Here is a 12915-nt window from a genome sequence, read left to right as displayed (position 1 = left end):
ATAAGTGAATGAGGGTAAGTGAGAAAGGCATGCCTGTAGGAGATGGCTTCAGTCATGAATTCTCTAAGTTTTAGACGTTGCTCTTTTTTAATAAGCATCTTTATCTGTGTGTAAAAAAGGGGGGGTGATAACACCCCCCCATAAACGTGGGAACAACTAATTAAGTTTTACCAGAAACGGTAGTAAATAAACGCGGTGATACCGATGATCCCTGCGGTATGAATGTAATCCCATTTATCTAGGCCATCAGCAACCTCTTTTAATGTAGCTTTGTCTAGACTTGAGAAGGTAAGGCCTTTTAATTGCTCTTCACTTGCTTGCTTGGTGAATATACTCACTACAATCATAATGCCGACAACGAGTACGAATAGTAAAATACAGTAGTATAACCAGTTCATTGTGGTAACCCATTCCACTGGTGTACCCACTAGGCTGTCTTTAAATGGCAAAAGTACTAAGCGGAACATACCCATCACAAAACCAGATACTAAACCAACAAATCCCGCTGTAGGTGTAATACGTTTACTACATAAACTAATAAGAATACCGCAGCAATACCTGGCGCGATTAGTGATTGCACGCTTTGTAGATATTCATACAGTACGTCTGCAATCAAGCTCATAATAGGTATCCACAATAAACCTAAAATAACAATTGCAACGGTTGCTAAGCGGCCAACTTTTAACAGATGCTTTTCGCTCGATTCGGGTTTGAATTTTTTATAGAAATCGATAGTAAATAACGTCGCTGATGAGTTAAATAACGACGCTAACGAGCTCATTAATGCGGCCACTAAACCACCAATTACGATGCCTTTGACGCCGGATGGGAGTAACTCGGCAACCAATGTGGGAAACGCTTGGTCCGCACTGTCATAACTAATAACGCCTTTAACTTTTAGTGCATAGGCAATCATGCCCGGTACTAAAAAGATAAAAATAGGTAATAGCTTTAAGTAACCTGCAAACATAGTACCGCGACGAGCTTCTTTAATGCCTTTCGCCGACAGTACCCGTTGTACAATATATTGGTCTGTACACCAGTACCAAAAACCAATGATAAATGAACCAAATACGATCCCCGGCCACGGAAACTCGGTATCTGAGGCACTGCGAATTAAATGCATGTTCATATCGTTTATGCGTTCAACTTCAGACCACCCGCCGACTTTATCCAAACCGACAACTAAGATCACCACAGAGCCAATAATAAGTACTGGCGTTTGTAAAACAGAGGTCCACATGATGGCTTTCATACCCCCGAGTACAGTATAGATACCGGTGATCACTACTAAAGCAATGGCTGAGATCCAGAAGAAATCAATGCCCCAAATGCTTTCAATTCCTAAAATAGTTTTAAACGCGATGCCGCCAGCATAAACAGTCACCGCAACTTTAGTCAGTACATAACTGATCAAGGAAATAACCGATAAAAAAGTGCGTGATTTTGAATTATAGCGGCGCTCTAAAAACTCCGGCATGGTATATACTTTACTGCTCCAGTAAAAAGGCACAAACACCCAACCAAGTAATAAAATAATCCACGATTGCATTTCCCAGTGGGCTAATGCCATTCCCGATTGTGCACCTGCACCAGATAAACCAACGAGGTGTTCTGAGCCAATATTCGAGGCAAAAATTGACGCACCAATAACTAACCAACTCGCATTACGCCCAGCTAAAAAATAATCTGTAGTATCTTCTTCTTTTTGTCTCATCGAGACGACGACAACGGCTAATAACAAGACAAAAAATCCCGCTAACACTAGCCAGTCGAGTGTACTTAATTCGATCATCTTTAATTCCATCTAAGCCCGGAGATCAATCCGGATTATTTGTGTGTATAAAAATATTATAATACAAATGATGTGAATGAAAGAGATTTGTTAAAAATTAGTAATACTTTAAATTTTTATGTTTTCAGCAATTACACAGTTCAAACAGCGGAAAAAAGTATTTACAGTAGCATTGTCAAAGATTTGCCTGATGACGCGGTAAGGTTATAGTAGTATCATAGAATAAGTATTTTTAAAGGAACTGTTTATGGCACGCATTGAAAATTTAAATTTGTCGCAACAGGTAACCAATGAGTTAGGTAAAGCCATTATTAATGGTCATTACACTGCTGAAACGGGTTTACCTACTGAAGCAAAATTATGTGAAGAGTATGGCATTAGTCGTACTGCTATTCGTGAAGCAGTGAAAATGCTTGCTGCAAAAGGGCTTATTTCATCGCGCCCGCGCCAAGGCATTCGGGTTGAACCAGCAAACACATGGAATTTATACGACACCAGCGTATTAAAATGGTTGCTTGATAGTAGCCCGACCTTGTATGTGTTAAAAGAATTTTTACAAGTACGCTTAGCTATTGAACCACAAGCAGCGGCACTTGCAGCAAGACGTGCTGATAAAGGCGCAATTGCAGAGATTGCGATTGCAGTTGAAAAAATGCAAGCGGCGGCTGATGCCTCCGATGGCGAAATCCATGAAAGTGATTTAGCTTTTCATACAGCAATTTTGTTTGCCAGCGGTAATCGTTTTTTCTTTCAATTGCGTGATTTTATTTGTACTGCTCTTAACGTTAGTATTCAGCATACAACACCCGCGAAAGGTAATAAAAAAGCCATTGCGGATGAACACTTTAAAGTGTATCAAGCAATTTTAAATGGTGAGCCTGAGCGCGCTAAAAACATGATGACGTATATGATTGACGAAGCTATGTCATTTATTGAAAAAGAAATAGCTGAAAAAGAGTCACAAAACGAATCGAAATAACCATGTTTTGTTAATGAATTATCTTAATACTTAAGGAAATCATGCCAGTCTCAACATCACACACAACAAGTTATCCAAGTCTCGCTGGTAAAAGTGTTTTTATTACCGGCGGTGCAACAGGGATCGGTGAAGTCATGGTAAAGCGCTTTTGTCAGCAGCATGCAAAAGTAACTTTTATTGATATTGCCAAACAGCAAGGTGAGCAATTGTGTAGCCAGTTAGCTGGCCAGTATCGCTTTGATCCGCAGTATATTTACTGTGATCTTCGTGACATTGAACAATTAAAAGCCGCTATTGAAACAACGGGCAAAACACAAGGTGAGATCAGCGTATTGATCAATAATGCGGCTGACGATACTCGCCACGTTGCCGATACCATGAGTGTTGAATACTGGGATGATAAGTTAGCCGTTAATTTACGGCCATGCTTTTTTTCGGCGCAAGCCGTAGCCCCGCAAATGCAGCGAATTGGTGGTGGTAGCATTATCAATATGGGCTCAGTGAGCTGGCGTATTAAGCAAACGGGCATGCCAGCTTACACCACGGCAAAAGCTGGGATCGAAGGACTAACCCGTTCATTAGCTGCGACTTATGGTAAAGATAATATTCGTATTAACACCTTAGTACCTGGCTGGGTGATGACCGAGCGCCAAATAACGCATTGGTTAACTCCAGATATGATTGAAGATGTTAGACATAATCAATGTATAAATGAAACATTACAGGCCGATGATATTGTCAATGCCGCATTATTTTTAGCCGCAGACGACAGTAAAATGATGACCGCACAATCACTTGTTGTTGATGCTGGTTGGACTTAAAATTCAATAAAAAAATTTACCTAACGCCAATGATATTATAATATTAGGATATTCTTGTCTGTAAATTAGTCAAACCTAGTTAAATAAGGTAGAAACGCGTTGCCCGATATCGTATTAGTTTATTTTATATTAATAATAGGCGCATGCTTGCAATGCGTGATTGGGTTTGGTCTTGGCTTATTGTGCGCACCTATTTTATACTGGCTTATGCCAGAGTTAGTGCCAGGGCCAATGATTTTAAATGCTTTATTACTCACCTCAATTCTTGCCATAAAGCACCGTGGCGCAATAGATCTAAAGCAAACCGGCTATTCAATTTTTGGTGGCGCCGTCGGAGTGTTAATTGCTGCAGCGGTAATGTTGCATGTTGATCCCCATCAGTATCGTATTTTACTCGGTTGTTGTTTACTAATTGCAGTTGCGTTATCACTTACAGGTTGGTCGCCTAAGCTTACCTTTATCTCTAATGTACTGGCATCACTAGCATCTGGTTTTATTGGTACCACCACATCCGCAGGCGGCGCACCGATGGGGCTACTCTATCAAGCGCAAAATAAAGATAAAATTAAAGCTAACTTAAGTATTTTCTTCGTGTTTATTAATTTATTTGGGATCACTGCGCTGCTGCTTACGGGCACCGCTGACTCTAATGACTTACTGCTATTTATTGAATGCTTACCCGCTATTTTAATTGGTTGGGGGCTTTCATACTTGTTAAATAATACAATTAATGAACAAGCCACGCGTATTTTAATTATTGTTGTGGCGACTTTTTCAGGGCTGGCACTGATTTTCTTGCAACGTTAAAATAGCGCAATAAACTCACATGCTGTTTTAAGGTAAATAATGGCGATTAACTCGATTAAAATGATCATTCCTTGCCAATGTTTACTTGGCGAAGGGCCATATTACAGCGCATCGCTAAAGTGTTTATTTTGGGTCGATATTTTAGACAAACTACTTTACCGTTTTGATTGCCAGCAACAAACAGTGTGCCGTTACCCGATGGAGCAGGCTATTTGTTGGATAATGGAAACCACCGAACAGCGTTTAATCGCAGGTTTTGAGCGCGGCATTTATTACCTTGATAACAACACATTCCAACCTAGTGAGCTGTATCCACTGGCTACTCTTGCAGTAAATAACCGTTTAAATGATGCCAAAACCGACCGCAACGGGCATGTGTTTTTCGGCACTATGGATAAACATGAACAACACAATACTGGGGCGTTGTATCGCTTTGGTCAGCAACAAACGCCAACCATTGTTGATAGCAATTATGTGATCAGTAATGGCCCTGCAATAAGTAAAAACGGTCGTATTTTATATTCAACAGAATCATCCACCCGCACTATTTATCAATTTGATTTAAATGAGCAAGGTGAGCTTAGCAATAAGCGAGTATTTGTAAAATTTGACGAGACAATGGGCTTTCCCGATGGTATGACAGTCGATAACGACAATCACTTGTGGGTCGCGTCTTGGAATGGCCACGGCCTTTATCGTTTTTGTGAAAATGGCACTATCGTGCATTTTTATCGACTTCCCGCACCTAGGATCACCAGCCTCACTTTTTTTGGCGATGATCTAACAACCATCGCCGTTACCTCCGCCCGTACTGGCCTAGAACCTGAGATACTAAAACAATACCCCTACAGCGGCGCCGTATTTATTTTACAAGCCGATATACAAGGAATAGCAGAAACGCCTGCCCAGCTGTGTTCATAATCAGCCAAGAGGTCTTTTTCAGTGCAATGATAAAATGTTAGTATTCCCACATATATATTTGCATAAATGAGTTGCTATGAAGACAAACACTACTTTTTTACAAAATGTAAAACAACAAACCACAGCAAAACCAAGCTCAGAGTTAGAGCGTCTGTGGCAACGCATAGAAAAGCACACTAAACGTAACGCTAATTTTGATACTAAAAAGCAAGGTTTATTTATTCAGTTTAAAGAGCAAGTAGAACCGCACGAACAGCATCAAGCACAAATGATTGCACAGCAGATTTGTCATTTGAGCCAATTTATTCCACGCAAAAGCTTAACCGATGAGCAGCGAAATGAGCTTGTGGATTGGATAAATGCAGATTTAGATTACTTAGCAAGCCATCCGTTTACTGGTCACTTAGATATGGAAACAATATCACACACTTTTAAATTTCATTTAGGTAAGCACAATCAAGAAGCGGTAAACGACATCCCATCGTCAGAGCTTAATGTTTTCAGAACCATGCTGCAGCAAGATTTTCCTGGTTTAGAGTTAACAGATGAACAATTAAAGGAAATTACGCTTGATCCTCAACTGCTCTATAAACACCTAGACGAACAAGGTTTTGGTGATACCCAAGAGCCTGACTCAGAAAGCACAGATGATCCCTTTAATGCCGGCGATGCGCAAAGCGATGATGATGAAGATTGGGATGATTTTTTTGACCAATTTGAGCGGTTTGATCGTGATGAAATTAAACAACAAAGAACCGATGCAAAATTAGAAAAGCTATTTAAAAGCTCACAGCTTAACAAAATGTACAAACGCTTAGCGTCAAAATTACACCCCGATAAAGAGCCAGACCCAACTAAAAAAGCCCAAAAGCACGCGCTAATGCAACAACTAAGCGAAGCACGTAAAGCAAAAGATGGCTTTACCTTATTACAGCTTTATATTACGCATTTTGACGATGATGTGGACTTTGATGAAGAAACCAAAGCAAACCTAGTACCATTACTGCAAAATAAAATAGCCGAGCTAAATGCGCTTCATCGCAGGCAAAAAGAAGGCAACGATGAACATACACTCGTATGGCGTAAATTTAACGGCCGTAGTAAAGCACAGATCAAAGAAAATTTTGCAGATCATATAGCAGCTTTAAATAATGAATGCGATGAAATTACTGAACGCTTAAGCTATTGCACAACAGTAAAAGTACTCAAAGAAGAACTAAACGATCGGATTTTAGATAAACGCCATATGCCCATGTCATTAGAGGCTGCGTTCGAAAGTATGTTTAACCTTTGATCTAAAACAAGTCATTCAAGCAGAAAAGGAATTCAGCTTGTAATCAATGGTTTTTCTGATAACTTGGAATAACAATAAAAAATAATAGTGCAGGGAACGCATGGTTGAAACAACCGATCAAAATAGCCAGCCACTTAACTACAATATCCAACAACGGTTTCATTTTATAGAGCTCATTATTCAATGGGAAGGACGCCTGACAACCAATCATTTACAGCAACATTTTGGTATAAGCCGCTCTAATGCATCCCAGCTAATTCAAGATTATTTAGCGCTCAACCCACACAGTTTAATTTACAACAACTCGCTAAAAGGGTATCAAACAAGCGTAAGATTAACTCATAAAGGAATCGATAATGGAACAGTTCTCACCATCGGATATGAAAACCATATTGCACTCCAAACGAGCCAATATGTATTACCTCGAATATTGTCGTATTTTGGTGAAAGATGGCCGAGTGGAATATGTTACTGATGAAGGGAAGCAATCTCTTTATTGGAATATCCCGATTGCCAACACAACTTGTCTTCTTCTAGGAAATGGTACATCGATTACTCAAGCCGCTGTCCGAGAGTTAGCAAAATCCGGTGTACTGATCGGTTTTTGTGGTGGCGGTGGAGCACCTCTGTTTTCCAGCAATGAAGTCGATTTTGATGTGTCTTTTTTTAGCCCGCAAAGTGAATATCGCCCTGTTGAATATCTTCAATCTTGGGTGTCGTTTTGGTTTGATGAAGAGAAACGCCTAGCAGCCGCCAAGCAAATTCAAACCCTTCGGATTGAATACACGAGACAACAGTGGGCGAACAATTCAGCCCTAAAAGACGCTGGTATTGTAATTAGCATAGCAGACCTGAATAAAGCCTTGGATGGCTTTGAACAAGCGGTTGCGAAAGTATCCCATACTCAAGAGCTCATGCTAGCCGAAGCAAGGCTAACCAAAACCCTCTATAAAATTATTTGTGCTGTCACAGGCTATAACGACTTCAAGCGTGTGAAGCAGGGTGCTGGTGTGGATCTTGCCAATCGCTTTTTAGATCATGGTAACTACCTTGCCTATGGCTTAGGCGCTACCGCCACTTGGGTATTAGGTTTACCTCACGGGTTATCAGTGCTTCACGGTAAAACCCGTCGTGGTGGCTTAGTGTTTGATGCCGCAGATTTAGTAAAAGACGGCATCATTCTCCCACAAGCGTTTATTAGCGCCATGAATGGCGACAGCGAACAAGAATTTCGCCAAGCTTGTATCACTAACATTCGTCGGTGTGAATCCCTCGATTATATGATCGACAGTCTCAAGCAAATCAGTGAAATGCTTGGGGAAAAGCAATGAACATCCTTCTCGTCTCCCAATGCTCTAAAAAAGCCTTAAAAGAAACTCGCCGCGTCATTGATCAGTTTGCAGAGCGAACAGGTGATCGAACATGGCAAACCGCAATAACGGAACAAGGCCTAACAACGTTACGTAAATTACTCAAAAAAACGGCACGTCGAAATACGTCTGTGGCGTGCCATTGGATTCGTGGTCGTAACAGAACAGAATTGAAATGGTTGGTGGGCAACCCTCGTCGTTTTAATGAATGGGGAAGTGTGCCAACTAATGTCACAGGGCGAGATATTTTGCGTTCTGGCGATGAAAACACATGGCAAACAGCGGAAGACATCCGAGTGCTGGCTGGTATCGCAGCGTTGTTTCATGATTTTGGTAAAGCTAATAAAGCCTTTCAAGACAAGCTCAACCCTAAAAAGAAAACGCAAAGCTACGAACCGTATCGCCATGAATGGGTATCTGTACGATTATTTGAAGCTTTCGTGCTGCACGCGATTGAAGGTGTGGAGAAAAGTAAGCAAGACGCAACATGGTTAACCTTGTTAGGTAACTTGCCGGACGACATTGAAAGCAAAGTGATGGCGAACATTAAAAAAGACGGAATCGATACAAAAATCTATTCGCCATTATGTTTGCTTCCACCTGTTGCCAAAGCCGTAGCTTGGCTGATTCTATCCCACCATAAATTGCCAGAGCCTTTAGATAACAATACCGATTATGTAAAGTATCCAGAGTTATTAATGGATGATTATATCGATGCAGGCTGGAACTCCCCGCAATGCAGCAATAAAGATTGGAAGCCTACTGAAATAGAAGCGGTTTGGAATTTTTCAAAAGGCTCGCCATTTTGCAGTAAGGTTTGGCGTGAGCGTGTTAGTCGCATCGCATCGCAAGGTGTCAAGCGTACGCAGTTACTTATGCAAGATTGGCTGAACCAACCATTTTCATTGCATCTCGCCCGACTTAGCTTGATGTTGGGCGATCACTATTATTCCTCACAAAAGTCCATTGGCCCTAAGAATTCATGGCATGACAACAAAGGTTACAAAGGTGTTTATGCCAACACATGGCGCGAGCGAGGCAGTCGTGACAATGGAAACTACAATCAAACCTTAGATGAACACCTGATTGGTGTCTACCGTCATAGTCATCAGATCGTACGGTCTTTGTCCTCGTTAAAAGAATCCTTACCTGTCATCACTCGACATCCCGAATTGAAAAAGCGCACGCTAGACAGTCGTTTCGCTTGGCAAAATAAAGCCTACGAATTAGCGGTCAGTGTTAGAGATAAAGCAAAACAGCATGGTTTTTTTGGGGTGAATGTCGCGTCCACTGGCAAAGGCAAAACCTTTGCCAACGCGCGTATTATGTATGGCCTTGCGGATGATAGAAAAGGGTGCCGATTCAGTGTGGCGCTTGGGTTACGTACATTGACCCTACAAACCGGTGATGCCTTTAAAGAGTTATTACGACTCGACGACGAAGATTTAGCGGTTCTCATTGGCTCCAAAGCCGTGAAAGATTTGCATGAGCAAGCGAAAACCAAGCGGGTGCTAGAAGAAGAAAGCCAACAGGAAGCCTTGTTAGGGTCAGAATCTGCCAATGATTTTAGCGATCAAGACAGCTACGTCAGCTACGAAGGTATGTTAGGCGACGGGCCGTTATCGCGTTGGTTAGAAAACTCGCCCAAAAATAACAAGTTGGTGAATGCGCCCGTGTTGGTAAGTACCATCGATCACCTAATGCCATCGACCGAAGGCAGCCGAGGCGGCAAACAAATAGCGCCCATGCTGCGCTTGCTAACCTCTGATTTAGTGTTGGATGAACCCGATGACTTTGGTTTGGAAGATTTACCTGCTTTGTGCCGATTGGTGAATTGGGCAGGCATGTTAGGATCGAATGTATTGCTTTCATCAGCGACATTACCGCCCGATTTGATCAATGCGTTATTCGCCGCGTATCTTGCTGGCCGCAAACATTACGAAGCCGCTGTCAGTGTGAATCCCAGCCAAACGCCTAATGTGGTCTGTGCTTGGTTTGATGAATTTCGCAGTGATTCCATTCAAGCCAGTGAATGTTCTGCCTTTTCTGAACAGCATCAACAGCTCATGGCAAAGCGTGCTGAAAAATTGCTTGCGCAATCTATTAAGCGGCGTGTCGAATTAATCGAATGTAATAGCGATGGCGACGAGCCTAGTGCTATTCAAACCGTGTCGAACCGTATTCATCAAAGCATTCTGGCACTTCATCATGCTCACAATCACTCGCACCCAAGTTTGTCTGCCAAAGCCAGTTTTGGCCTAGTGCGAATGGCCAACATCAACCCCTTGGTGGCCGTTGCAAAAAGTTTGATAAATACACCAAGTCCAAAAGGGGTTCAGATCCATTATTGTGTTTACCATAGTCAATTTCTTTTATTGCAGCGCTCCGCCATTGAACACATGCTTGATAGCGTATTAAACCGAAAAGATCCAAACACCATTTGGGCGCAGCCTAGCGTAAGTGCTGCGCTGAAAGCTCACCCAAATGATCAGCATATTTTTGTTGTGCTTGGTAGTCCAGTAACTGAAGTGGGCAGGGATCATTCCTACGATTGGGCCGTAGTGGAGCCTTCGTCAATTCGTTCCCTGATCCAACTAGCAGGACGAGTATTGCGACATTCAGACACTACAGTGGAAACGGCTAATATTCACTTGCTTAATCAAAATGTTCGCGCAATGAAAAATGAAAAAGCCGCCTACACAAGGCCAGGTTTTGAAAGCGCAGCGCTCTTGTTAGAGAGTCATAAACTACAAGATGTATTAGCGGCTAATGAATATCAAACTATCAATGCCTTACCACGGATCCAAAAGCGTGACGAGCTAATGCCAACCAAGCGCTTTGTGGATTTAGAGCATGCGGCGCTGCATTCTCAGCTGTGGGGAAAAGGTAAAGAGAACGGCGAAGCCTTTGCCAGCTTATGGTGGGACAAGCCCTGCCATTGGACTAATCATCTACAGCGCAAATTGCCATTTCGTCGTCATACGGCAGATGAATCCTATTGCTTCTATCTGGAAGAAGAATACGACGAACCCACTATCCATCGCTGGCACGACAACGGCGAATTAAAAGCCGACGACAAACAAAGTTTTCAGCGCGACCAAGCGCCGACTTTCGCCACAGGCGTGCATAACTGGGCGAAACAGTTTGATTATCAAAGTGCATTAATTGCTTTAGCGGATGAACTCAATAAAGAACTTAGCGAGGCCTCCATGCAATTTGGCGCGATTCGGCTACGAAAGAGTAGTGAGAACGATGTATGGCAACAGAGTAGTGTACTAGGTTTCTACAAACCTTCTTATTAGAAGGTTTGTAGAGCCGCTTATTCAGCGGTGTAGCTATAATTTACAAGAAAAGCCTTGTCTTTAATTTCTGAGCTGCTTTTCAGCAGTGTCAGAGATTGTAAGCTAAATATTTTAAAAAGTGAAAATTAAATTAATAAAAGTCTTGTTTTTAAGGTTGGTTATTTTTGTCTTTGTACATATATTATCCAATATTATGTTGGGTAATATATGTTTGATTTTGAGAGCGAAGAAGTAAAGAAGAAAACGACGGTAAAACGGGCAATAAGAAAATCAAGCGAAAGAAAAGAAAGGTCTTCCGTTTTAGTATTCAGGAAGATGTAACAGGAATGGTTATTTACTCAGCGTTTGTTGTACTGGGTGGAACGGTACTCGATTGGTTTGATCAGGTAAGTAACGTGTTTATTTAGATAATTTCTATAGTGAATAGCAGGAGGCGAGGTGGCAGATTTATCTGAAAAGATCCGCGATTACATCGACAGTCGCAAACGGGATCGGTTAGACAAGTTCGATAAAGACACGCAAAAAGGCGTGCAAGCGGCAGCGGCTGAAAATGTCGCTGCTTACGAAATGGAACGAGCGGCCGTGAGAGTGAGTGAAGAGGATCGCTTTAAGCCAGTAAATTGGCTCAGTGATGCCGCCAATCGAGCGAAGCAATTACAGCTAGTCACTCATGCGCTGAAATTCACGCATTCCGATGCCAAAGGCACAAGTCTGTTCGCACAGAGAAAGTCCTTATCTGAGTTGCCATTCATTTCTACATCAGCGATAGAAAGTCCAAAAATTGATGTAGTAGGCAATGCGGCTGCATTGGATGTGGGAAAACTACTTTTACTTGAACAGGACGATGGTAAATTGCTGGTGAACTTTATCCAGCAAGAGGATATGTCGCCTTTTGAGTCGTTCGCACAATCCAAAGAGCAATTGGCTGACTGGCTAGCGGGCTTTAAGTTGGCCGTGACGGCTAAAGATCCAAGCTCTCATAAATTGGGTAAGCAGCTCTATTGGCCGATTGACGGTGATTATCATCTACTTCTACCACTTTATGCTACCTCGCTTTCCCAAGAGATTTTTGAACGTGTACAACATGCGCGTTTCTCAGAAGAACAAAAAGAAGCGCGGGCAGCACGTCGAAACGAAAAAGAGTCTGACCTTGCCACGATTGAGTTTCAAAATATCGCTGTGCAAGCGTTTGGCGGGACGAAACCGCAAAACATCAGTCAACTTAACTCTGGCCGTGGTGGCCGCTCTTTCTTATTAAGCAGTGCTCCGCCAACATGGCAAAGCCAAGAAAAGCCACCGTTAAAAGTAAAATCTATTTTCCGAGGGCCGTTCTCTCGTAAGGTGTATGGGCATCTTATTGGTTTGAGAAAGTTCTTAGTTGCCAACTTATATAAACGCAGTGTTTGGGAAATACGCGAAGAACGAGCGCGCCGTATTGACAACATTGTCGATCAGCTGGTGGCTTATGGGGCAAGTGTTCGGTCTTTTCCTGCGGGTTGGTTGTAATGGTCTAATGAAACTGGACAGGTTTATAGCGTAAAATGAGCTAAACCCAAAAGGTATCACTATGACCAGAAAATCAAAAGTAACACTCAGTGCACAACAAAAACTTGAATATGCCAAATT

Annotated in this window: 10 protein-coding genes; 8 read left to right on the top strand and 2 right to left on the bottom strand. The window is 42.1% G+C overall.

All coding sequences use genetic code 11. From position 1 onward, the window contains the following. Window positions 1-167: 167 nt before the first annotated feature. Entirely contained in the window at window positions 168-467 is a 300-nt protein-coding gene (locus H5201_RS23135; RefSeq protein ID WP_259399668.1) for a hypothetical protein, read from the bottom strand. 20 nt (window positions 468-487) lie between these two features. Then, on the bottom strand, window positions 488-1795 hold the full coding sequence (locus H5201_RS08315) for a sodium:solute symporter (protein WP_259399667.1): 1308 nt from the start codon (window positions 1793-1795) through the stop codon (window positions 488-490). 247 nt (window positions 1796-2042) lie between these two features. On the opposite strand from H5201_RS08315, the gene H5201_RS08310 reads away from it, so the two are divergent. The 8 genes from H5201_RS08310 to csy1 all read left to right on the top strand — a co-directional run bounded on the left by H5201_RS08310 (window position 2043) and on the right by csy1 (window position 12795). Further along, a complete protein-coding gene (locus H5201_RS08310) occupies window positions 2043-2774 on the top strand; it encodes a FadR/GntR family transcriptional regulator (RefSeq protein ID WP_145234132.1) in 732 nt (243 codons plus the stop codon). Window positions 2775-2815: 41 nt separating this feature from the next. Next, a complete protein-coding gene (locus H5201_RS08305; protein WP_149980061.1) occupies window positions 2816-3595 on the top strand; it encodes an SDR family NAD(P)-dependent oxidoreductase in 780 nt (259 codons plus the stop codon). A 99-nt stretch (window positions 3596-3694) separates the two neighbouring features. Continuing rightward, window positions 3695-4402, top strand: coding sequence for a sulfite exporter TauE/SafE family protein (locus tag H5201_RS08300; RefSeq protein WP_149980062.1), 708 nt, complete (start codon window positions 3695-3697; stop codon window positions 4400-4402). A gap of 39 nt (window positions 4403-4441) precedes the next feature. Next, a complete protein-coding gene (locus H5201_RS08295) occupies window positions 4442-5323 on the top strand; it encodes an SMP-30/gluconolactonase/LRE family protein (protein ID WP_182761402.1) in 882 nt (293 codons plus the stop codon). Between the two features lie 76 nt (window positions 5324-5399). After that, the gene (locus H5201_RS08290) at window positions 5400-6617 is read left to right on the top strand and encodes a J domain-containing protein (protein WP_182761401.1); all 1218 of its coding nucleotides are present in this window, start codon (window positions 5400-5402) and stop codon (window positions 6615-6617) included. Between the two features lie 356 nt (window positions 6618-6973). Further along, window positions 6974-7948, top strand: a complete 975-nt coding sequence (gene cas1f / locus H5201_RS08285; RefSeq protein WP_182768117.1) for a type I-F CRISPR-associated endonuclease Cas1f — start codon at window positions 6974-6976, stop codon at window positions 7946-7948. Further along, entirely contained in the window at window positions 7945-11289 is a 3345-nt protein-coding gene (gene cas3f / locus H5201_RS08280) for a type I-F CRISPR-associated helicase Cas3f (RefSeq protein ID WP_182784209.1), read from the top strand. Before cas1f ends, cas3f begins: the two co-directional genes overlap by 4 nt. 438 nt (window positions 11290-11727) lie before the next feature. After that, complete coding sequence (gene csy1 / locus H5201_RS08275; protein WP_182784207.1) at window positions 11728-12795, top strand: type I-F CRISPR-associated protein Csy1; 1068 nt, start codon at window positions 11728-11730, stop codon at window positions 12793-12795. Window positions 12796-12915 lie beyond the last annotated feature (120 nt).

This window comes from Pseudoalteromonas sp. SG43-6 (genome assembly GCF_014164365.1).
Classification (GTDB): Bacteria; Pseudomonadota; Gammaproteobacteria; order Enterobacterales; family Alteromonadaceae; genus Pseudoalteromonas; species Pseudoalteromonas rhizosphaerae.
This window is presented reverse-complemented; position numbering and strand designations above follow the sequence as displayed.